Below are 22,570 nucleotides of genomic sequence, written 5' to 3' on the forward strand. Positions count from 1 at the left end.
GCCTCCTTCGCCGTCCGGAGCCCGCTCCACGACCCCACCCACGAGAGGAGGGCGGATGGCATCCCCGCCCACGCCGCGGCCCACGGACGCCGGCGGCCCGCAGCCGGTCCTGGAAGCCCAGGGCATCCGCAAACAGTTCCCGGGCGTGCTGGCCCTCGACGGAGTCGCCCTGCGGCTGTTCCCCGGTGAGGTGCACGCCCTGATGGGCGAGAACGGAGCCGGGAAGTCCACCTTGATCAAGGTGCTCACCGGCGTCCATCCCGCCGACGGCGGCACGATCCTCGTCGACGGCCGGCCCCACGCGTTCGCGGAGCCCCTCCAGGCGCAGCAGGCCGGGATCAGCACCGTCTACCAGGAGGTGAACCTCTGCCCGAACATTTCGGTCGCCGAGAACATCCTCATCGGGCGCGAACCGCGCCGGTTCGGTCTCATCCACTGGTCCGCGATGCGGCAGCGGGCCGCTGAGCTGCTGACGGAACTGGACCTCGACCTGGACGTCACCGGCCTGCTCGGCTCGCACTCCCTGGCGGTGCAGCAACTGGTCGCCATCGTCCGTGCGGTGGACGTCTCGGCGAAGGTGCTCGTGCTGGACGAACCCACCTCCAGCCTGGACCGCGAGGAGGTCGCCCAACTCTTCACCCTGGTACGGCGCCTGCGGGACCGCGGGGTGGCCATCCTGTTCGTCACGCACTTCCTCGACCAGGTATTCGACCTCTGCGACCGCGTCACCATCCTGCGCAACGGCCGCCTGGAAGGCGAGTACCCCATCGGCGAACTCACCCCGGTGACGCTCGTCCAGCGCATGATCGGCGGAGAACTCGCCACCCTCGACCAGCTGTCCGACCGTGCCCGCGAGGAAGCGGCCGAACGGGAGGCCGGCGAGCCGTTCTTGCGGGCCCGCCAACTGACCCGTACCGGCTCGATCGAACCGTACGACCTCGACATCCACGCCGGCGAGGTCATCGGACTGGCCGGCCTCCTGGGCTCGGGCCGCACCGAGGTCGCGCGCCTCCTGTTCGGCGCGGACAGCGCGGACGCCGGAGAGGTCAGCATCGAGGGCAGGAAGGTCCTCCTGCGCACCCCCCGCCACGCCATCGCCCGAGGCATCGCCTTCTGCTCCGAGAACCGCAAGTCCGAGGGACTGGTGGGCGAGCTCACGGTCCGCGAGAACATCATCCTCGCCCTGCAGGCCGCCCGCAGCTGGACCAGGCCGCTGTCCCGTGCGAAACAGGACGAACTGGCACGGCACTGGATCGAAGCACTGGACATCCGCCCCGCCGACCCCGAAGCACAGGTGCGCCACCTCAGCGGAGGCAACCAGCAGAAGGTCCTCCTCGCGCGGTGGCTGCTGACTGCGCCCCGGCTCCTGATCCTCGACGAACCCACCCGGGGCATCGACATCGGGGCCAAGGCGGAGATCCAGAAACTCGTCGCCCGGCTGGCGAGCGAAGGCACCGCCGTGCTGTTCATCTCGGCCGAACTCGAAGAGGTCCTGCGCCTGAGCCACCACATCGCTGTACTGCGCGACCACCGCATGGTGGCCACCCTCAGGAACGACGACAGCGTCACCCCCGAACGCCTCCTCACGACCATCGCCACCGGAGCAGCCTCATGACCCCCCAGCCTGCCAAGTCCGAGGCGGTCGGCGGCGGCATCGGGCGACGACTGGCCGGCCACCGCCTGCTGTGGCCCGCGCTCATCCTCCTCGCCCTGCTCCTCGGCAACCTCGCGTTCCACCACGACTTCTTCTCCGTCCGCGTACGCGACGGCCACCTCTACGGCAGCCTCGTCGACATCCTCCAGTTCGGCGCGCCCCTCACGCTGGTGGCGCTCGGCATGACCCTCGTCATCGCCACCCGCGGCATCGACCTCTCGGTCGGTTCGACCGTCGCCATCGCCGGCGCCCTCGCCTGCGGGCACATCTCCAGCGCCGCACACCCCGGCAGCGTCGCCACGATGCTCACGGCCGTCGCCCTCGCGCTCTGCGTCGCCCTCGTACTGGGCCTCGCCAACGGCTTCCTGGTGTCCGGGCTGGGGGTGCAGCCCATCGTGGCCACCTTGATCCTCATGGTCGCGGGCCGCGGCGTCGCCCAGCTGATCACCGGCGGCCAGATCATCACCGTGACCAGCGCCCCCTACAAGATGATCGGGGGCGGCTACTGGCTGACCTTCCCGTTCGCCGTCCTCCTGGCGACCGCCCTCGTCGCGCTCACCGGCTTCGTCACCCGTCGCAGCGCACTCGGCATGCTGATCGAGTCCGTGGGCGGCAACCCCGCCGCCAGCCGCCTGGTCGGCATCCGCGCCGGCGGTCTGCTCGCCCTGGTCTACGTCTTCAGCGCGCTGTGCGCCGCCGTCGCCGGGCTGATGATCAGCTCCAACGTCTCCAGCGCCGACGGCAACAACGCCGGCCTGTGGATCGAACTCGACGCGATCCTCGCCGTCGTCGTCGGAGGCACCGCCCTGACCGGAGGACGCTTCTCCCTCGGCGGCACCGTCCTGGGCGCCCTGATCATCCAGACCCTGTCCACCACCGTCTACACCCTAGGTGTCCCACCCGAGACCACCCTGGTCTTCAAGGCCTTCGTCGTCATCGTCGTCTGCCTCATGCAGTCCCCGGTCTTCCGGGCCAAGGTCCTGCGCCGCCGCAGGACGACCACTCTCCGAACCCACACCACGGCGGGCGCCGCCCCGCAGCAGCAGGAGGTACGCGCATGAGTACCGGCATCGCGAGCGCCGCCGCTGGGCTCACCCGTCCCTTCGCGACCGTGTCCCCGCGCATCCGCACTCGTATCCCACTGATCGTCACGGCCGTCCTGCTGGCCGTCATGTTCAGCGTCGGATCGGTGCGCTACGAGGGCTTCCTCTCCGCGCAAGTGGTACTGAACCTGCTGATCGACAACGGATTCCTCCTGGTCGTCGCGGTCGGGGCGACCTTCGTCATCCTCACCGGCGGCATCGATCTGTCCGTCGGCTCCATGGTGGCCCTGTCGACCATGCTCACGGCCTGGCTGGTCGAGTCGCACGGCTGGCCCCTGGCCACCGTCATCCCCCTGGTGCTGCTCGTCGGCGCCGCGAGCGGAACGCTCATGGGCTGGATCATCCACACCTTCGAGATCCAGCCGTTCATCGTCACCCTGGCCGGCATGTTCCTCGCCCGCGGGCTCTGCTACACGATCAGCACCGAATCCATCACGATCAGCGACCCCACCACGGCCGGAATCGCGCAGACCCGGCTGTACGGCCCGGGAGGACTGTTCGTCTCGGTCCCGGTGGTCATCGCCCTGGCCGTGCTGGTGATCGCCTTCGTCGTACTGCACCACACGCGCTTCGGCCGCAACGTGTACGCGCTGGGCGGCAACGAGTCCTCCGCACGCCTGATGGGTCTTCCGGCGGGCTCCACCAAGATCGCCGTATACGCCGTCAGCGGCCTGTGCTCCGCACTCGGCGGCCTGCTGCTGACCTTCTACATGCTCTCCGGCTACGCCCTCCACGCCATGGGCATGGAACTCGACGCGATCGCCGCCACCGTGATCGGCGGCACGCTGCTGACCGGAGGCTCCGGCTTCGTCCTGGGCACCGCCCTCGGCGTGCTCGTCCTCGGCATGATCCAGACGGTCGTCAACTTTCAGGGCACGCTCAGCTCCTGGTGGACCCGGATCGTCATCGGCGCCCTGCTGCTCGTGTTCATCGTGCTGCAACGTCTGATGAGCGGACGCCGCCCCGCCGCGGATTGACTCCGGCTCCGCAGCCCATCAGCCCGTGCCACCACGTTCGCGTGCCGCGATCACAGCTTGCTTCCCGGCGCGCCCTCCGGTGGACCGACTTCCAGGGAACACCGCCATGGAACAAGTATACGAATCTGTCGACCAGGCCGCCGAGCCCAGGCAGACTGCCGCCTGTCCGCGGACGGTCCGCCCCCTGCGCCTGGACGAGGAAGGAACGGGGGAGAGGTGGCGGTTCGGCTTCCCCGGCAGGGCCTGCGCGGAGGTCCACACGCGCGGCGCCCGCCTCCATTCGCTGATCCTGCCGGACCGCTGGGGCCACACCGCCGATGTGGTGCTCGCCGCCCGCCACCCCGGCGCATGTGAGGACTCCGCACGCTACTTCGGTGCGACGGTGGGCCGTTACGCCAACCGCATCGCGCGCGGCCGGCTCGTCGTCGACGGCGTCACCCACCGGCTCGCCACCCAGGAGACCGGGCACACGCTGCACGGCGGTCCCGACGGGTTCGACCAGCGCATGTGGCGGTGCGAACCCTTCCACTCCGCGCACCGCACCGGTGTCCGCCTGTTCCTGCACAGCCCCGACGGCGACCAGGGATTCCCCGGTGCCCTCAACGTCCGCGTCACCTACACGCTGGACCGGGACGACAACCTGACCCTGTCGTACCAGGCGGTCGCCGACGCGCCGACGATCGTCAACCTCACCAACCACGCCTACTGGAACCTCGAAGGAGAGGGGCGCGGCAACGTCCTGGCCCACCACCTCCAGGTCGAGGCCCCCCTCTACACCCCCGTCGACGCCGAGCTGATCCCCGACGGCCCCCACCGCTCGGTCAGCGGCACCCCGTTCGACCTTCGCCGGCACCGGCGGCTCTCCGACGTCCTGACCCATACGGATGCACAACTGGCGCTGGCCGGTGGCGGCTTCGACCACAACTGGGTCCTCGACGGCGCCCGGCGAGCCCGTCCTCGGAAGGCCGCCGTGTTGTACGCCCCCGCATCCGGCCGCCGTATGGACGTGCTCACCACGGAACCGGGCATCCAGGTCTACACCGCCCAAGGCCTGACCGGTGACATCACGGGCAAGGGAGGCAAGCCCTACCAGGCCTACGCGGGGGTCGCGCTGGAAACCCAGCACTTCCCGGACTCGCCGAACCGCCCCGACTACCCGACGGTCCTCCTGCGCCCGGGCGAGCTGTACCGGTCCACCACGATCCACAGTTTCACCACGGTCACCTCCTGAGAGGGGCGGCGCCGGCCCTATCCGCTGTCCGGTGTCGCAGGGACACCGGACAGCGGCTTTCGCGCACACGGCACCTTCCCCGTACGACGTGTTGTCGGTGCCCGGGGAACAGCTACCCCCGGGAAGCGGAGGTGGGGTCATGCGCTGGGGGGAGCGCTCCTGCGGGCCGTACTGGCGCGCACGATGAGCTCGGGCGCCACCACCAGGTGGGTCGACTCGTCGGTCCGGCCTTCGATGTGGTCCAGGAGCAGCCCGATGCTGTCGCGCCCGAGCGAGGCGAAGTCCTGACGGATGGTGGTCAGCGGGGGTGGGAAGAACTCCGCCTCGGGGATGTCGTCGAAGCCGGCGACCGCCACGTCCTCCGGCGTGCGCAGGCCCGCTTCCCGCAAGGCCCGTAGGACGCCGAGGGCCATCTGGTCGTTGGCGACGAACACCGCGGTGAGGCCCGCTCCCCGCCCTCGTGACGCCCGGACCCGACCCGCGAGCTGCTGGCCGGCCTGGTATCCCGACAGTGGACTCCAGTCGCCGCGCAGCAGGGGCGGCACCTCGGCGCCTGCATCTCGTAGCGCTTCCTCCCATCCCTGCGTGCGGGCCTCGCTCTCGAGCCAGTCGGGAGGGCCTGCGACATGCCACACGGTGGTGTGGCCCGACGCGAGAAGATGTTCCGTGATCATGCGAGCGCCGAGGCTCTGGTCCAGCGACACCCCTGGCAGGTCAAGGGTGTGGCCGCCTTCCACGGTGACCACCGGGCACGGTGCTTCCAATGCCGCCAGGGCCCTCACCGCAGCGCGTTGGGGAGTGACGGCGACAATCCCCTCCACGCCCCACCCGGCGAGGTGCTGCATGGCTTCGGCGAGGGCCGTCTGCGTGGCGGTCCGAAGCGTGACGGCGGACGTCAGATAGCCGCGGTCCCGAGCCGCCTCCTGAACTCCCGCCACGGTGCTTGCGGGCCCGTGCAGAGTGGTGTTCACCGCGATGACGCCCAGCGTGTGGGTCCGACGAGTGGCCAGGGCCCGGGCTGCCGAGTTGCGGCGGTACCCCAGCTGCTCGATGACCTGTGTCACCGCGGCCCGGGTCTTGGCGCTGACGTTCGGGTGGTCGCTGAGCACCCGTGAAACGGTCTGATGGGACACGCCGGCGACGCGCGCGACGTCCGTCATCGTGGGCGCTCGCGAGACGTCTGGGAGCTGGGTCAACTCTCTTCCTTTCCTCATCGAGCGGCCTTCCCTCAAGGTACCGAACCAGCCGCGGCCCGCACACATCTCGGACCGACCGGGAGATTGTCGACCAGGTATCGATGTTGGCGTTCACATTATGCAGCGTTGGCCGCATGGTGCGGGCGGGAATCTCCTCGTACCTATTGAGATTACTACCTGTTAGCGCTCACAATTCGATCGGGGCAGCTGGGGTGGGCGGGATAGCTGCGGTAGCGCAGCCGCGATGCCTGGTGCGGCCCCCGATCAGTCCAGCCCACTCATGCGCGACTGCGGGGCCTGCCGGACGCCAGTCCCAGAGAAACCGCCGCGCATGTCAGACAGACGGTGAGAGCGTAGTGAGCGAGACCATTCTCAAGGACCTCCGTCGCGAGGTCCTCGCGGCCAACCTGCGCATCCCGGAGGCCGGTCTGGCCACCCTCACCTGGGGAAACGTCAGCGGAGTAGATCGAGACGCCGGCGTCTTCGTCATCAAGCCGTCCGGGGTCTCCTATGCCGACCTCACCGAGGATGACCTGGTGGCTGTGTCGCTGGAGGACGGGCGGGTCGTCGACGGGCACCTCAGGCCGTCCACCGACACCGAAACCCATCGGTGCCTCTACCGGGCCTTCCCCTCCATCGGCGGCGTCACCCACACGCACTCGACGCACGCCGTCGCCTTCGCCCAGGCACGCCGCCCGATCCCCGTGCTCGGCACGACACACGCCGACACCTTCAACGGGCCCGTACCCGTGACGGCGGATCTCACCGCCGAGCAGTGCGCGCAGGACTACGAGTACAACACCGGACAGGTGATCGTTGCCCGGCTCGGCGGCGACCCCCGGCGGGCCGACGAGGTCCCCGGAGCGCTCGTCTCACGACACGGCCCCTTCACCTGGGGTGCCACCTCGAAGGCTGCGCTGGAGAACGCCATCGTCTGCGAGGCCGTGGCGGAGATGGCGCTGCACACGCTGGCGCTGGGGTCCCGCCTGGGGGACGCCTCCGCACCGCCGAGGCATCTGCTGGAGCGGCACTTCACCCGTAAGCACGGACCGGACGCTTATTACGGCAACATCCCTCACGCCCCAGGCATCTGAGGCCGCGCACCGCCTCGCGGTGCATGATCCCGCCAGACCGTCCGACAGGCCGCGGCTCGGAAGGCAGCGGGACCTCCCGCGCGCATTCGGCGACGCGGTTCACGTGCTGACGGGATCGGCCAGGAGGGATGCCGCGGGTCGCTGCAGACGGCGGCGCTCCGGCGGCCGCCTGCCGGGGCGGACGCGAAACTCTCCCGTCGGCACCGAACGCCGCCTGCCGTGAACGACGCCGTGTGCGCGGCCCGGTCGAGATCGCGTCGGCCCGGGCGTGGTCGCGGTCGCGCAGTTCCGCCGCCCGCAGGGCGCGACCGCGCCCCGCTGGGTGGACGGCCTCACCGTCGCCGACGCGACGGTGCCGGCCGAGTACGACCACCTGCACTTCGGCCGCTGGCCCGCCCTCACCATCCGCCGCAGCGGCGCGGGCCGGATCGCCTGCGTCGGCACCGTGCCGGGTGCGACCTTCGCTCGGGCCTGGGGCGTGCGAGTCTCCGTCGCGGGCCGGCGCCGCCGCCGATCGTCGATTTCGCGCCACCGTTGTCCGTCCGTCGAAGCTGTGGTGGTAGTTGGCCTGCTCTCGGAGAGACGGCAGGTCAACTACCTGTACAGCCAAGAGACTTGACGGGGCCGACCGGTGGCAGGCTTGATTGGGAGCGCTCCCACATTTGTCTCCCGCCCACCAAGGAAGGCTCCACCCGTGCCTCCTGTCACCTCCGCCCGCGGCGTGCCACGTCGCGCGGCAGCTGTCCTCGCCGGCTTCGCGCTGGGCGTCGGCGGCCTGTCCGCGACCGCCCTGACAGTTCCGGTCGCGGCTGCCGCCACCGTGGCTGCCGCTGCCGCTGCCGCTGCCGCTGTCGCTGCCGACACGCCCGTCCGGGTCAATCAGCTCGGCTACCTGCCCGCCGGCCCCAAGCGGGCCACCGTGGCCAGCTCCGCGACGGCCCCGCTCGCCTGGCAACTGCGCGACGCCTCCGGCGCGGTGGCCGCGTCGGGCGCCACCACGGTGCGCGGCGCCGACCAGGCGTCCGGCCAGTCCACGCACCTGGTGGACTTCGGCGCGTACACCGGCACCGGGACCGGCTACACCCTGGCCGTCGGCGGCCAGACCAGCCACCCCTTCGACATCTCGGCATCCCTGTACGACGGACTGCGCGCCGACAGCATGTCGTTCTTCTACCAGCAGCGCAGCGGTAGCTCGATCGACGCCGCCCTGGCGGGCGGCAGCGCCTACGCCCGCCCCGCCGGGCACCTGGGCGTCGCCCCGAACAAGGGCGACACCAGTGTCCCCTGCCAGGCCGGGGGGTGCGACTACCAACTGGACGTGCGTGGCGGCTGGTACGACGCGGGCGACCACGGGAAGTATGTGGTCAACGGCGGCATCTCCGTCTGGGAAATGGTCAACTCATTCGAGAGGGCCCGCCGTTCGGGCGGCGAAGCGGCGCTCGGCGACGCGACGCTGCGCGTGCCGGAGCGTGGCAACGGGACGCCGGACGTGCTGGACGAGGCCCGCTGGGAGCTGGAGTTCCTGCTGCGGATGCAGGTCCCGGCCGGGAAGCCGATGGCGGGCATGGCCTTCCATAAGATGCACGACGCCAAGTGGACTGCCTTGCCCACCCGGCCAGAACTCGATTCCGAACAGCGTGAGTTGCACAAGCCGTCGACCGCCGCGACGCTGAACCTGGCGGCTTCGGCCGCGCAGTGTGCCCGGGTATACGCGCCGTACGACGCCGCGTTCGCCGCGCGCTGCCTGGACGCGGCCCGCCGCGGCTGGACGGCTGCCAAGGCCAACCCGGACGTGCTTGCTCTCGCAACCGACAACACCGGCGGCGGTGCGTACGAGGACGCCGACGTCTCCGACGAGTTCTACTGGGCGGCGGCGGAACTCCTGGCCACCACCGGCGAGTCACAGTACCGGGACGCCGTCACCTCCTCTCCGCACCACACCAAGCCCGTCGACGGGTTCTGGTGGGGCGGCACCGCGACGCTCGGCCGGATCACCCTCGCCACCGTCCCCGGCGTGGCGCTGCCCGCCGACGACGTGGCCCGGCTGCGCGGCCTGCTGACCGCGGCCGCCGATGGCCACCTGTCCACCATGGCCGGACAGGGCTACCCGGTGTCGCTCCCCGCCACCGGGTACGTGTGGGGCTCCAACAGCTCCGTCACCAACAACGCAATGGTGCTGGCCGTGGCGTACGAGCTCACCGGTCAACAACGCTACCGGGACGGAGTGTTGGAGAGCCTGGACTACCTGCTCGGCCGCAACGCGCTCGACCTCTCCTACGTCACCGGCTACGGCGATCGCTACTCCGCGAACCAGCACCACCGGTTCTGGGCGCATCAGAACGACGCCTCGCTGCCGCACCCGCCGGCGGGTTCCTTCGCGGGAGGGCCGAACGCCGGGCTGGAGGACCCGGTGGCCAAGGAGAAACTCGCGGGCTGTGCACCGGCGGCGTGCTACGTGGACGACATCGGCTCGTACTCCACCAACGAGGTGGCCATCAACTGGAACGCCTCGCTGGCCTGGCTGGCTGCCTTCGCGGCTGAGCGGCGCAGCGTCCCGGCGGTGCCCGTGGTCGAGGTGGCACCGGCGGCCGTGACCGTCCCGGAGGGCGGTTCGGCCCCGGTGGGCGTGCGGCTCTCGGCCGCGCCCGCGCAGAACGTCACGGTGACGGTGGCCCGGAACTCCGGCGACCAGGACCTGTCGGCAGCCGCGACCCTGGTGTTCACCCCGGGCAACTGGGCGACGGCGCAGCAGGTTTCGGTCTTCGCCGCGCAGGATGCCGACGCGTCCTCGGGCAGCGCGACCTTCACGGTCGGTGGTCCTGGCGTGCAGCCGGCGACGTTCACGGTGACGGAGGCGGACGACGACGCGTCGGCGGCCTCCTGCACGGTGGCGTACCGGATCGACAACGCCTGGGGCAACGGCTTCACTGCGACGGTGACCGTGAGGAACACCGGAACCTCGGCGGTCTCCGGGTGGACCCTCGGCTGGAGTTTCGCGGGTGATCAGCGGATCAGCAACGCCTGGAACGCCACGGTGAGCCAGTCGGGCAGCACGGTCACCGCCCGGGACGCCGGATGGAATGGGACCCTGGCGCCCGGCGGCAGCGTGAGCTTCGGCTTCCAGGCGACGTACTCGGGTACCAACGCGATCCCGGCGCGCTACACGCTCAACGGTGCAGTCTGCTCCTGAACGATCGTGCCCTGCCCGCCCGCCGACCAGGTGCGGCGGGCGGAGCGCGTTCGAGGCCGCTCGGTGGTCTCAGCTCTGCTGCAGGGGAGTCAGGATGAACGCGAAGTCCGCCGACGTGAGTTCGAGCCGGTACTGAGGCAGGACGCCGGGTCCCACAGCGGCGCTGCCGAGGCCCTGGACAGCGTGGTCGGTGTGGAGGTGGATCACCGGGCCCGGGACGAGATCGCTGTGGTGCCGTGCGGTGTCGAGCTGTTGGTCGGTCCACCGGCGCGCGATGAAATGGAACGGTTCTTCGCCCACGACGCGCAGTCCGTTACCGGCTTCGTCGGTGAAGGTCGCCCAGCGGATGTCCGCACGGTTGCCGTTCTCCTGGGGGCGCACGTAGGGCGTCTGCAGCTCGTCCACGGTCGCGCGGAAACGTCCGACGCGAACTGCCTGACGCGAGTCGGGGTAGGCCTCACCCGGGCCCGTACCGAACCACTCCACCTGGGACCAGCCAGCGGGAATCTCCCAGTCGAGTCCGATGCGGGCCAGTGAGCGGGACCTGTCCCTGCGGAGCAGATCCTGGTATTCCTCCGGCGGTAGTACCGGGTCCACCATGGTGTCGTGGAAATCGTCGCCTCGCTCGGGCCAGTGGCCGACGGGTTCGGCGTGCGCCCGCAGGCGCAGGCTGTCACCGTCGCCGTCCCAGCGGTAGGTGGTGAGGTAGCCGGAGCTGCCCGCAGCGGCGGCGCTGCGGACGACGACGGTCATGCCGTGTGCGTCAGGGGTGACGGAGACGGTGCGCTGCCGTAGCCGGTCCAGCCCGCGGTCCTTCCAGTAGGCGGCGTCGCGCTGGGACCAGCCACGGTCGTTGTCGATAGGGGCGCGCCACAGGTTCAGCCGTGGTCCGCGGAGGGGAAGGTCGCCGATGCAGAGCAGAGCTCCGGTGGTCCGGTCGAAGCGGCCAGGGCCGAGCAGAATGTGCGCGCCCTCGCCGCGGGCCGGGCCCGGTAGGCCGATCGGCCGGTGGCGACCCGTCGCGGAGAGCTGGAGCTGTCCCCAGGCGACCACGTGACCTTCGGGGGCCCAGTTGGCGGGCTTGCCCAGCTCCGCCTGGACGGTGAGCCAGAGCTCGCCCCGCCGTCCTCCCCGCCCTGGGGGCACCTCCCAGCGATAGCTGGGGGAGGGTCCCGCCGGGGCAGCGGCAGCGGGCCGTGCTGCCCGGCCGCGAGCTCGGGTGTGGGCAGCACGCCGTGGTCCAGTTCGATCCCCCCGCGGGCCAGCGACCAGGTGAACCGCAGGTGGGACAGGCCCAGCACCTCGTAGCGGTTCTCCACCTCGAGGGTGCCCGGCTCAGGGCCGGGGCCGATTCGGACGGGGGCGATCACCCTCGCGTACTCCAGGAGACCCGGAGAGGGCGTGCGGTCAGGGAGGACCAGGCCGTCGCAGATGAAGTTGCCGTCGTGCAGGTCCTCGCCGAAGTCTCCACCGTAGCCGAAGAACTCGCGCCCCTGGGCGTCGTATGTGCGCAGTCCCTGGTCCATCCACTCCCAGACGTAGCCCCCTGGACCGCGGGTACTTGCCGCACAGCTCAAGGTATTCGGCGAGCCCGCCGGGCCCGCTTCCCATGGCGTGGGCGAACTCGGTGAGCAGGAAGGGCTTGCCGTTGCGCGGGTCGTCCGCCGGGTCGCCGGAGCCGGCGCGGGCCGGGTAGGAGACCTCGCCAGGCAGCAGCTCCCCCCGTCCGATCCGGGCGACGGCGGCGGTCGGGCGGTACATCTCGCCGTGGACGTCGGTGTACTCGCCGAGCCGGTCGCCCTCGTAGTGGATCGGGAGGGACCGGTCGCGCCGCCGAACCCACTCGGACATGGCCCGAAGGTTGCGGCCGTCCCCGGCTTCGTTGCCGAGCGACCACAGGATGACGCTCGGGTGGTTCTTGTCCCGTTCCACGGTCCGCTCGACGCGGTCCAGGTAAGCGTCGTGCCACCGAGGGTCGTCGGAGGGGTTGCGCTGCCAGCGCTCCGGGTCGACGCTCTCGAAGCCGGGGGTCTCCAGGTCGCACTCGTCCATGACCCACAGCCCGAGCTCGTCGCACAGGTCGAGAAATGCGCGATGCGGCGGATAGTGCGCGGTGCGCACCGCGTTGAGGGTGTGCTGCTTCATCAACTCCACGTCACGGCGCATCGCTTCGAGTGAGAGCGCACGGCCGTGATCGGGGTCGAGCTCGTGCCGGTTTACGCAGCACAGCACCACCCGGCGGCCGTTGACCCGGAGCACCCCGGCCTCGTCGACGGCCACGCTGCGGAACCCGATCTGGATCCGGACCCGCTCGCTGCCGGTGGCCAGGTACGCCTCGTAGAGTTGCGGACCCTCCGCACTTCAGGGGCCGTACCGCCGCGAAGGCGAACTCGGTCCCGACCGGCTGGTCGTGGATCCCGAGGGCCGGGATGTCGATCCGCACCGGCGCGTCCGCGTCGGCCTCCCCGGAGCCGGCCCGCGCCGGTGTCCGCGTCGTAGTCGGCGTGCACGAAGACGTCCCGGATGCCGCCCTCAGGACGGGCCAGCAGGGACACGTCGCGGAAGATGCCCGACAGGCGCCAGGTGTCCTGGTCCTCCAGGTAGGTGCCCGCGGAGAACTGGTGCACCCGCACCGCCAGCACGTTGCGGCCGGGCCGCAGCAGCTCGGTCACGTCAAACTCGGTCGGCAGGCGGCTGCCGTAGGTGACGCCCAGCTCGCGGCCGTTGAGCCAGACCCGGGCGCAGGGCAGGCGAGAACCGGAACGCCCAGTCCCCGTTGGTCGATTCTGCGGGCATCGGAGTCCAGGGCCGCGCGCGGCGCCGCCCTGCCGCGGCCGGGTGCGTAGTCCTCGAAATAGCGTGCGGACATGCGGAATCCACCGGCGGTCGTAGGTGATGCGCGCGACCGTACTATCGAAAGGCGTTTTGCGGGAAGCGGTGCCATCGAGGGACGACGACGGAGTGGAGCCAGGATGATCCTGGCTCCACTCCGTGGTGCGGGCGTGTCACTGGAACTGTGCGAAGAACCTCCAGATGTCTTCCTTGGTCTAGGTCGTGACACCGCTCTCGTTGGAGGAGCCGTCGACCGGACCGGGCAAGTGGCCTCCGTCGAAGGCGGCCCATTGGACCGGGTACCCGGCACGGCAGCCCGAGTAGGTGGTGGTGATGTGCGTCCGGCTGCCCGGCGCGGGCTCGCGCGGGCTCTGGGAGGTGCAGCCGTTGTTGCTGACGAACCTGTCGCGCAGGGAACGTCCTTGCGCGATGTTGAGGACAGAGTCGCTGACGCCGCGAATTCCGAAGTAGGCGATGGGCTGGGCGCCGCCGCTGCACCCGCTGATCTCGCCGCCGGAGTTGACCGCGACAGCCCTGAAGACGTTGGCCCGGGTGCGTGCGAGTGCGTGGCTCATCCCGCCGCCCCAGCTGAAACCGGTGGCGAAACGCTGCGCCGTGTTGACGCAGAGGCCGCCCTCGATCCGCCGGATCATGTCGCCCCCCAGGGCCTCGACAACGGCTGGGCCAATGACGTCCAGCGCCTTGCCGCCTTTCGCCGTGTCAGGTCGTCAGGTGCGGGTCCAGCGCTGGTTGCTGCCGCCCGAGCAGGAGTAGAGCTGGATCAGGGTGCCGTTGGCGGTGCCGTTGCCGACGGCGTCCAGGCAGAGGCCGGACTGGACTCCGACGATGGATCCGTCGGAGTTGAGGCGCCATTTCTGGTTGTCGCCGCCCCAGCAGCTGTAGATCTGGACCTTGGTGCCGTTGCCGGTGCCGGCGGCGTCCAGGCACTTGTCGCCGTAGACCTTGAGCTCGCCCCCGGCGGTGTACGACCACTGCTGGTTGGTGCGGTTGTTGCAGTCCCACAGGTTGAGCTGGGTGCCGTCGGTGGTGCTGGCACCGGGCACGTCCAGGCAGCGGCCCGAACCGACGCCCTTGACCTGTCCGGAACCGGGTGTGGGGGTCGGAGTGGGGGTGGAGGAACCGGCGTTGAGTGCGTTGAGCACCGAGGTGTAGGCGGGCTTCTTGTTGCCGTTGCCGTCGAACAGCAGCGGCGATTGCTCCGACCGCCATGAGTCCGTGTCGCGCACACCCCAGACGGTGATGCCGAGGCAGCGCGGGACGGCCAGGCAGTCGTTGGTCACGTTGGCGTAGGTCGTGGCCGAGGCGCCCTGGATGTCGAGTTCGGTGACGGCCACGTCGACGCCGAGGGCGGCGAAGCTCTGCAGGGTGGTGCGGAAGTTGCTGTTGTACGGGCTGTCGTTGTTGAAGTGGGACTGGAAGCCGACGCAGTCGATCGGCACGCCGCGCTGCTTGAAGTCCCGGACCATGGCGTACATGGCCTGGGTCTTGGCCCAGGTCCAGTTCTCGACGTTGTAGTCGTTGTAGCAGAGCTTGGCGGCCGGGTCGGCGGCGCGCGCGGTGCGGAAGGCGACCTCGATCCAGTCGTTGCCGGTGCGCTGCAGGTTGGAGTTCCGCCGGGCTCCCGAAGTGCCGTCCTCGAAGGCCTCGTTCACGACGTCCCACTGGACGATCTTGCCCTTGTAGTGGGCCATCACGCCGTTGATGTGGTTGGTCATCGCCTGGCGCAGCGTGCTGCCGCTGAGGTTCTGCATCCAGCCGGGCTGCTGGGAGTGCCAGGCCAGGGTGTGGCCGCGTACTTGCTTGCCGTTCTGCACCGCCCAGTTGTAGACGCGGTCACCGGCGGCGAAGTTGAACTGGCCCTGCTGGGGTTCGGTGGCGTCGATCTTCATCTCGTTCTCGGGCGTCACCATGTTGAACTCGCGGCCCGCGATCGTCGTGTACGCCGAGTCGCCCAGCCTGCCCGAGGCGACGGCGGTGCCGAAGTAACGGCCGCTCTGCGCCGCCGCACCGCCGAGCGTGCTCTCGGCGGCGTGTGAGGTCAGCGGCGCCACCAGCATGGCCGCCGAACCGAGGACGCCGACGACCAGGGCCGTACGAAGAACGCCGATCTTCCGGCGGACGGTGGATGGGGGAATGGCATGTGAGCCCATGAAAGAGCCTCCAGGACAGAAATCACGGAAGGATTGGAGTGCGGCCGAGTGAATCGGCGTGAACGACGCCCGCGTCCATTGATAAAGGACGCTCACCGCCAGGGCGTAAAGATCCAAGGCCTGCACCCGGCACCAGGACACAGACGGGGGACACCGCCTCGGGCCTTAGTCTGGAAACACCGCTGAAACATGTCAAGAGTTTCGAAAGGGTTTCGAGAATCCCCACCCTCTGAATAGCCCAATAGCCGCCTTTCATAGAGTGATCCTCATCGAAAATATTTCGATGAGGATCGCTCGACTGGACTGCTGATGAAAGCTCAGGCGAAATCAGAACGGCGGCCCCTGAGGAGAGATCCCGCCATGAACGGGTATTTCCTTCAGTTCGCATCTCTGGTGTCAGCGCAGGACCGTGTTGAACTCCAGTGCGGGGTCGGCGTTCCGGACGAGGGACTTGGCCTGCTCCGGCCACCACACACCGGCCGCGGGATCGACGACGCCGTACTCCGGGTCGATGGTGCCGCCCGGGATGTTGCGGTTGCACTGGCCGTCGGACTGGCCGACGGTCTTGATCCACAAGTAGGCGTCCACGAGCGGGACGCGGGTGTTCGCGGTCGGCCGGGCGCCGATGCCGCGACCGGGAGCGTTGCACCAGGTTTGCGGATCGCCGCTGTACTTGCCTGCGGGCGGGGTCCAGGCGCCCCGGCCGTCGCGGCTGGTGTCCACGACGAGGTGGGTGAGCTCCTGCGCGGGCGGGGCACCGACGTTCTGCTGGAACCACAGGTCGGTCCAGTGCCAGGTGGACGGGTCGTCCACGTTCACGGAGTTTCCAGGCTGCCCGTCGTTCGGTGCTGAAGGGGAGTGGTACTGGCTCGCGCACCAGTCGGGGTGCCCCTTGGCCCAGTCCGGGCCCTTGGTGGCGAACCATAGGCACTGGGAGACCCAGGTGCCGTAGTGGGTGGACAGATCGGTGGCCAGATAGTTGGAGACGTTCAGCGAGAAGCCCTGGGTGCGGGTGACACCGGCCTGGAGGAGGCGTTGTGCGATGTCGCCGACGTTGCGCCAATGGCTGTTGCCGGCGTCCAGGTAGACGACGCTGTTCGGCTGCCGCTCCAGGGCGTCGATCGCGTGGTTGAGGTCGGCGAAGCGTCCTGTGGTGATCGCGCCGGTGGGGTCGCTGCCGGGACCGCAGTCGGAGGGGAGGTTGGCCAGCCCGTCCGGTTCGAGGATGACGACGGCCTTGCTGCGGCCGAGCCCCCGGGCGAAGGCGCTGATCCAGGCCTGGTACTCGGCGTCCGACTGCGCACCGCCGGAGGAGTACTGGGAGCAATCGCGCAGCGGGATGTCGTAGGCCACCAGGACGGGAACCGTCCGGGTTCGCTCGGCCCGGCGCACGAGGTCGCGTACGCGGGATTCGACCTGCTCCGGGGTGCCGTCGGTGAACCAGGCGGCCTCCGCCCAACTGGCCAGTCTCGCCATGGACTTGGCGCCCTCGAAGTCCCGGTGGAGGAGGTCGGTGACGGCCTGGTGGGCCGCGTCGCTGTCGGGATCGACGTAGAAGCGGGTGTTCGCGGGAAGCGTGTGGGAGGCCGGCGCGGAGCTCGCCTCGGCAGAGGCCGGGGCGACGGCGCCGAGGAGCAGCGTGAGCGCGCTCGCTGCCAGGACTAATCGGTGCAGGGGGATGCGCACGGGGTTCCTTTGGTAGGGGTGCTCGGGTGGCAGGCCCTGACGTCGGACCGCGGGGGTCGACCCGGCCCGGCGCCGGGGTCCGGCCTTCGGCCAGGGAAGGGAGGCGAGGGGTGCGTCAGTAGCCGTAGATCATCTTGTAGGCGACCTCCGGCAGGAACTGTCCCGCCGAGGAGCCGGCCCCCACGCCGCAGTTGCCGTCGGACTCGCCGGGGATCTTGATCCACAGCAGCATCTCGGCACCGCCGCCGCGCTGGCTGGGAGTGCCGGTCCGGCGGCCGGCGGGGTTGCACCACTGGCCGTTGGAACCGTCGCCGTTGCGGCTGGTGTCGACGACGAACGGCTTGGTGTAGCCGTAGGAGCCCAGGGCGGAATTGACCGCGTTGCCGTAGGAGGTGTTCTGGTCGGTGGTGAAGTAGTTGGAGACGTTCAGCACGAAGCCGCGTGCCCCGCTGACACCGGCGGCGGCGAGCTGCTGCGCCATGGTCGAGGCGCCGATCCAGCCGGGGTTCCCGGCGTCGAGGTAGACCCAGGTATTGGGTGCCTTGGCCTTGAACTGGGCGATGGCGTTCTTCAGCATGGCGTTGCGCTCGGCGATCTGATCGGCTGTCATGCAGCTCTCGTGGCCGAGCGCGTCGGGTTCGAGGACGACGACGGCCGGGCGGCTGCCGATGCCACTGGCGAAGGCGGCGATCCAGGCGTCGTACGCGGCGCGGCTCCCGGCGCCGCCGCCGGAGTGACCGGCGCAGATGTCCCGATTGGGGATGTTGTACGCGACCAGGATCGGCAGCTTGTCGTAGGAGTCCGCGCGGCCTACGTAGGCGCCGGTGGCCGTGCCGATGTCGCCGCTCCAGTTGCCGAACCAGCGGGCTGCCGGGGTGTTGGCGATGGACGTCCGGATCGCCGCCGCCCGCCCGTCGCCGGGGTTCGCGTTGACCCACCGCAGGGCGGAGTTGTCGGGGTCGGCGTAGAAGCCGCTGGTCATGGTGGTCGGGTCGGCGGCGTACGCCGGGCCGGCGTTGATCAGGGCGAGACCGGTGGCGAGGACACCGGCCAGCAGGGCGGATGCAGCTCGGACGGACATGCGCATGGTTCTTCCTCCGGTAGGTGGGGAAGTGGAAGCGCTTCCAGTTTTGCTGTGGGTCGGACCGCGCTGATGGGATGATTGGGTCCGTCGCCAGGGTGTGTCAATAGGTTGAACACAGAACTGCCGCCATGGCCGGTATGACGCGATAGGTTGGAAGCGCTACCAAATCGAGACCGAGGGCGATATCCGCGCGCAGGTCCGAAGCCGGGGCGGTGCATGGAATCATGGCCGCTGTTCGCCGTCCGCGTGAGCCCGAGGAGCAGTTCTTCCATGGAGCCGTCACCCAAGCGCATGCCGACTCTCGACGAGGTGGCTGCACGAGCCGGTGTGTCGCGCACCGCGGCCTCCCGGGTGATCAACAACGCCCCGCACGTAAGCCGCGCCAAACGGGAGGCGGTCCAACGGGCGGTTCGCGAGCTGGATTTCGTGCCCAATCCGTCCGCTCAGGCCCTGGCGACCCGCAGGGTCGGAGCGGTGGTGCTGGCGGTCTCCAGCGACGAGCCGGGACTGTTTGCGGACCCGTTCTTCGCGGAGGTCATCGTCGGCGTCAGCGCGGCGTTGGAGCAGACCGAACTGGAACTGATCCTGCTGCTGGCCAACACCCCGCGTGGCCGGGAGAGGTTCGAGCGGTTGCTGCGCTCCCGCCGGGCCGACGGCGTCATGCTGATGGCGCTGCGGGGCGACGATCCGCTGGGACGCCTGGGCGAGGAGGTCGATCTCCCCGTCGTCTTCGGCGGACTCCCGCTCATCGGGGAGCCTACGTGGTACGTGGACGCCGACAACCGGGGCGGTGCCCGCCTGGCCGCCGAGCACTTCGCGCGCACGGGCCGCCGGCGGCCCGTCATGATCACCGGCCAGGTGGACGCCATGGCCTCCGTCGCGCGGGAGCAGGGGTTCACCGACGGTCTGACCTTGTCCGGCCTGCCGCTGCTCGGGGTCGAGCCCGGGCAGTTCACCGAGGACGGCGGCGCCGAGGCGATGGAGCGACTGCTCCGGGCGCACCCCGATCCCGACGCGGTGTTCGCGGCCTCCGACGCGATGGCCATCGGCGCTCTGCGCACCTTGCGGGAACGGAGGCTTCGGGTGCCCGAGGACGTCGCGGTGATCGGCTTCAATGACCTGGCGAGCGCCCGGCACACCAGCCCGCCGCTGACCACGGTCCACCAGCCGGTGCGGGCGCTGGGGCAGGAGATGGCCAGGATGCTGGTCAGTGCCATCGAAGGACACCGCCCCAGCCCGCTGATCCTCCCGACCCGCCTGACCGTGCGCGAGTCCGCCCCCGATCTGCCCGCGTCCGCCTGACCGGTGGGCGCTGCCGACAGGGTCGGCCCGATCTGACGGGAGCGCCTCCCACTCGATTTCCCGTTGCCGCGATCGGCCTGGGGCGATCGGGGGACTCGGCGCCGGGTCAGATGAATCGCCACAGGTGGTCGTTGGTGCCGTTGTCGTCCCAGAGGACGGTCTGTGCTCCCTGGGCGGTGGAGGCGCCGGAGACGCCGAGGACGCGGCCGCTGTTGGCACACTGGATCCTGAAGGTGTCGCCGCCGCCGTGGCGCAGGCGCCACCGGTGGTCGGCGGTGCCGTTGTCCGCCCACTGGACGATCCGGGCGCCGTTGGCGGTGCCGCCGTTCTCCACGGCGAGGACCTTGCCGCTGTGGGAGTTGCGCAGGCGCAGGTGGCCGCCGGTGTCGACGGCGGCCGTCCAGAGATGGTCGGCGGTGCCGCTGTCGTCCCACTGGATGGCGAGGCCCCCGTCGGCGGTGGACATGTCCCGCACACCGAGGACCCGCCCGCTGGCGACGTTCTGGATGCGCCTGGCGCCGTCGGGGACGAACTGCCACTGGCCGGCGGGGGCGCCGGTGTCGGGCACCTGTACGGCTGCGGCGCCGTTGGCGGTGGAGCCGCCTTCGATGCCGAGCAGCTTGCCGGTGTGGACGTTCCGAAGCTTGTGGTAGCCGTTGCCGGCGTCGACGACGGTCCACCGGTGGTCGGCGGTGCCGGTGTCGGCCCACTGGAGGATCGGGGCGTTGTCGGCAGTGGACATGTCCTTCACGCCGAGGACCTTGCCGCTGTTGAGGTTGCGCAGCCGCAGTGCGGTGCCGTCGACGAGGAGGAGCCAGTCGTGGTCGGCGGTGCCGGAGTCGGTCCACTGCAGAGCGAGGCCCCCGTCGGCGGTGGACATGTCCCGGATGCCGAGGACGAGTCCGCTGGCCGCGTTGACGAGACGGAAGCCGGGACTGTCGATCCGCCAGTAGACGGTGTAGTTGAAACCCTGGGCGTCGTGGAACGGGGCGAGTTCGACCTTCGTTCCGTTGGCGGTGGCCGTGAAGGCGAGGGCGGTGCTGCTGGTTCGGGTGATCGAGGTGGGGTCCAGGGCCGGGAGGGAGGACAGTGTGGTGCTGCCGTAGTTGCCGGCGAGGATGGCGGGGCCGTAGGTGATCGCCGCGACACCGGGGGTGTCGTTGGCGGCCTGGAGGGCCACGCGCATGGGGAGCTTCACGGTGACGGTATCGCCGGAGGCCCAGGACCGGGTGAGCGTGGCGTAGGTGCCCGGACTGGCCGTGACCGTCTGGGCGACGCCGTTGACGCTGACGGTGGCGCCCGAAGTCCATCCGGGGATGCGGACGCGCATTGACCAGGTCCCGCCGACGCCGCCGGTGACCTTGAGCGTCGTGGTGTCGTCGGCCGGATAAGAGGTGGTCTGGGTGACGGTGATGCCTCGCTGGGTCCAGTTCAGGACGGAGGGGAAGAACAGGTTCACGGTGAGGGTGGTGCTGCCGTCGTGGAAGTAGATGGAGTCCATCAGCTTTGTGTTGGACTCGACGCCCGTTCCCTGGCAGCACCAGAACGTGCCGTAGTCGGTGCTCCAGGTGCCGCCGCCCCAGGCCGGGCCCTTGCCGCGGCGGCCGCCCGGGTTGAGGGGGGTGAAGTAGGTGACGTGCCCGTGCGGGTCGGCCGGGTTCTGGGCGCCGATGACGTGGTTGAGCAGCGCCTTCTCGTAGAAGTCGAAGTACGACGCCCGGCCGGGGTCCAGCTGCCACAGTTCTCGGGTCAGCTTGAGCATGTTGTAGGAGTTGCAGAGCTCGCAGGTGTCGGGGACGAGGAAGCCGGAGATGGCGTTCGGGGCCCGGAAGTGTTCCGCCTGGCTGTTACCGCCGATGGCGTAGGTGTGCGAGGTGGTGCAGATGGTCCACGCGTTGGCGGCGATGTCGCGGTAGCGGGTCGTCCCGGTGGCCTTGTACTCGCGGACGGCTCCGATCCACTTGGGCACCTGTGTGTTGGCGTGCAGACCGTTCAGTTGGTCCAGGTTCGCGGCGAGGGGGTCGAAGACCGCCGCATGGTCGAACCGCTGGGCGGTGGTCAGCCAGCGTGCGTCGCCGGTCTGTTGGTGGAGGTCGGCGAGCACCTCGTTCATGCCGCCGAACTCGACGCCCAACAACGACTGCATCTTGCTCTGGCTGAGCACGGCGGTGCGCTGGTCGACCCAGCCGGCGAGCGCGAGGAGCACGTCGCGGGCCTGCGTGTTGCCGATGAGGCGCCACACGTCGAGCAGACCGGCCATGGTCTTGTGGACGCAGTAGTACGGGACGTTGCCGTTGGTCAGCGTGCCTGCCTCGAGGCTGGTGAAGTCGGCCTCGGGGAAGCCCGACAGGTAGCCGGCGGAGAAGCCGGCGGTGGAGTTGTTGGCCTGGCACTTGGCGAGTTCGGCCACCATGCGGTCGGCCTTGTCGCGGCAGGCGGTGTCCCCGACCGCGGCGTAGGCCTGGGCCCATGCCGTGAGGAAGTGGCCCTGCACGTGGGTGCGGAAGGGGAACGCCGGGTCGTCCCATCCTCCGGTCGGGGCCGCGGCGTTGGTGGAGAGCCGGTGGTTGGCACGGAAGTTGTACAGCAGGCGGTCGACGTCGATGAAGCGGAGATAGGCCAGGGTGCGGTTCTGATTGTCGAGCCAGCGGCTGCTGGTGAGCTGGACCTGACCCAGGTCGAACGGGAACGTCGACACTCCGACGTCGGACCTGACCGGGGGCGTCTCCGCCGCGGCGGAGACGGTGTTGAGTACGGGGCCGACAGCCGCGGCTACGGCCGCGACGCCGGTCGCCTTGATCATGGCGCGGCGGCTGAAGGGGGGAACCGGCATGGCGAACTCCATGGTCCGTGAGAGATAAGGGCGCCGCGCACAAGGGCTGTTGGGCTTCAACCGGCGGCTGCGAGGTCGGTGGGGGCGGCCGCCTGCTGCGCACGAGTGTTAGCGCTCACAATTGAGGTGTCAATACCTTCGACGGGCGGTGCCGACAAGGCCGGCCCGCGCACCGCGCACCGCGCGCAGCTGCTCCAGGCGATCGATCCGCTCCGGC

General features: G+C 70.0%; 17 protein-coding genes and 1 pseudogene. 8 read left to right on the forward strand and 10 right to left on the reverse strand.

The window, feature by feature from the left end; translation table 11 throughout:
• Positions 1–55: 55 nt before the first annotated feature.
• From OHA89_RS37690 to OHA89_RS37705, 4 genes are all read left to right on the forward strand, one after another.
• A complete protein-coding gene (locus tag OHA89_RS37690) occupies positions 56–1,615 on the forward strand; it encodes a sugar ABC transporter ATP-binding protein (protein WP_406368113.1) in 1,560 nt (519 codons plus the stop codon).
• Positions 1,612–2,715 (forward strand): ABC transporter permease, encoded by a 1,104-nt coding sequence (locus OHA89_RS37695; protein ID WP_406368114.1) that lies wholly within the window; start codon positions 1,612–1,614, stop codon positions 2,713–2,715. Before OHA89_RS37690 ends, OHA89_RS37695 begins: the two co-directional genes overlap by 4 nt.
• Positions 2,712–3,734 carry a galactofuranose ABC transporter, permease protein YjfF gene (yjfF, locus tag OHA89_RS37700; RefSeq protein WP_266616215.1) on the forward strand — a complete coding sequence of 341 codons (1,023 nt, stop codon included), beginning with the start codon at positions 2,712–2,714 and terminating at the stop codon, positions 3,732–3,734. Before OHA89_RS37695 ends, yjfF begins: the two co-directional genes overlap by 4 nt.
• Before the next feature lie 106 nt (positions 3,735–3,840).
• A complete protein-coding gene (locus OHA89_RS37705; RefSeq protein ID WP_266616213.1) occupies positions 3,841–4,965 on the forward strand; it encodes an aldose epimerase family protein in 1,125 nt (374 codons plus the stop codon).
• Positions 4,966–5,102: 137 nt separating this feature from the next.
• Here the strand turns inward: OHA89_RS37705 and OHA89_RS37710 are convergent, their stop codons facing one another.
• Positions 5,103–6,179 (reverse strand): LacI family DNA-binding transcriptional regulator, encoded by a 1,077-nt coding sequence (locus tag OHA89_RS37710; protein WP_406368115.1) that lies wholly within the window; start codon positions 6,177–6,179, stop codon positions 5,103–5,105.
• Between the two features lie 338 nt (positions 6,180–6,517).
• On the opposite strand from OHA89_RS37710, the gene araD reads away from it, so the two are divergent.
• The 3 genes from araD to OHA89_RS37725 all read left to right on the forward strand — a co-directional run bounded on the left by araD (position 6,518) and on the right by OHA89_RS37725 (position 10,445).
• A complete protein-coding gene (araD, locus tag OHA89_RS37715) occupies positions 6,518–7,255 on the forward strand; it encodes an L-ribulose-5-phosphate 4-epimerase AraD (RefSeq protein WP_266616209.1) in 738 nt (245 codons plus the stop codon).
• A gap of 268 nt (positions 7,256–7,523) precedes the next feature.
• The gene (locus OHA89_RS37720) at positions 7,524–7,874 is read left to right on the forward strand and encodes a hypothetical protein (RefSeq protein ID WP_406368116.1); all 351 of its coding nucleotides are present in this window, start codon (positions 7,524–7,526) and stop codon (positions 7,872–7,874) included.
• A 75-nt stretch (positions 7,875–7,949) separates the two neighbouring features.
• Positions 7,950–10,445, forward strand: coding sequence for a glycoside hydrolase family 9 protein (locus OHA89_RS37725; protein WP_406368117.1), 2,496 nt, complete (start codon positions 7,950–7,952; stop codon positions 10,443–10,445).
• Between the two features lie 69 nt (positions 10,446–10,514).
• On the opposite strand, the gene OHA89_RS37730 is transcribed toward OHA89_RS37725, so the two are convergent.
• The 8 genes and pseudogenes from OHA89_RS37730 to OHA89_RS37765 form a co-directional block, all read right to left on the reverse strand.
• On the reverse strand, positions 10,515–11,591 hold the full coding sequence (locus tag OHA89_RS37730) for a beta-galactosidase domain 4-containing protein (protein WP_406368118.1): 1,077 nt from the start codon (positions 11,589–11,591) through the stop codon (positions 10,515–10,517).
• A gap of 80 nt (positions 11,592–11,671) precedes the next feature.
• Positions 11,672–11,971 (reverse strand): annotated as a pseudogene (locus OHA89_RS37735) (glycoside hydrolase family 2 TIM barrel-domain containing protein); the annotation flags it as partial.
• Positions 11,853–12,725: a glycoside hydrolase family 2 TIM barrel-domain containing protein gene (locus OHA89_RS37740; RefSeq protein WP_406368119.1), complete on the reverse strand. Its 873-nt coding sequence runs from the start codon at positions 12,723–12,725 to the stop codon at positions 11,853–11,855. The pseudogene OHA89_RS37735 and the gene OHA89_RS37740, both read right to left, overlap by 119 nt.
• Entirely contained in the window at positions 12,662–13,342 is a 681-nt protein-coding gene (locus OHA89_RS37745; protein WP_406368751.1) for a sugar-binding domain-containing protein, read from the reverse strand. Before OHA89_RS37745 ends, OHA89_RS37740 begins: the two co-directional genes overlap by 64 nt.
• A 150-nt stretch (positions 13,343–13,492) precedes the next feature.
• Positions 13,493–13,930, reverse strand: a complete 438-nt coding sequence (locus tag OHA89_RS37750) for an alpha/beta hydrolase family esterase (RefSeq protein WP_406368120.1) — start codon at positions 13,928–13,930, stop codon at positions 13,493–13,495.
• Positions 13,931–14,005: 75 nt separating this feature from the next.
• Entirely contained in the window at positions 14,006–15,448 is a 1,443-nt protein-coding gene (locus tag OHA89_RS37755; RefSeq protein WP_406368121.1) for an endo-1,4-beta-xylanase, read from the reverse strand.
• A 396-nt stretch (positions 15,449–15,844) separates the two neighbouring features.
• On the reverse strand, positions 15,845–17,134 hold the full coding sequence (locus tag OHA89_RS37760) for a glycoside hydrolase family 6 protein (RefSeq protein ID WP_406368122.1): 1,290 nt from the start codon (positions 17,132–17,134) through the stop codon (positions 15,845–15,847).
• Positions 17,135–17,249: 115 nt separating this feature from the next.
• Complete coding sequence (locus OHA89_RS37765) at positions 17,250–18,221, reverse strand: glycoside hydrolase family 6 protein (RefSeq protein WP_406368123.1); 972 nt, start codon at positions 18,219–18,221, stop codon at positions 17,250–17,252.
• Between the two features lie 267 nt (positions 18,222–18,488).
• On the opposite strand from OHA89_RS37765, the gene OHA89_RS37770 reads away from it, so the two are divergent.
• Positions 18,489–19,520, forward strand: a complete 1,032-nt coding sequence (locus OHA89_RS37770; RefSeq protein ID WP_266616203.1) for a LacI family DNA-binding transcriptional regulator — start codon at positions 18,489–18,491, stop codon at positions 19,518–19,520.
• Between the two features lie 106 nt (positions 19,521–19,626).
• Here the strand turns inward: OHA89_RS37770 and OHA89_RS37775 are convergent, their stop codons facing one another.
• Positions 19,627–22,353 carry a beta-L-arabinofuranosidase domain-containing protein gene (locus OHA89_RS37775; RefSeq protein WP_406368124.1) on the reverse strand — a complete coding sequence of 909 codons (2,727 nt, stop codon included), beginning with the start codon at positions 22,351–22,353 and terminating at the stop codon, positions 19,627–19,629.
• Between the last annotated feature and the right edge of the window lie 217 nt (positions 22,354–22,570).

Source organism: Streptomyces sp. NBC_01546 (assembly GCF_045208355.1).
Classification (GTDB): Bacteria; Actinomycetota; Actinomycetes; order Streptomycetales; family Streptomycetaceae; genus Streptomyces.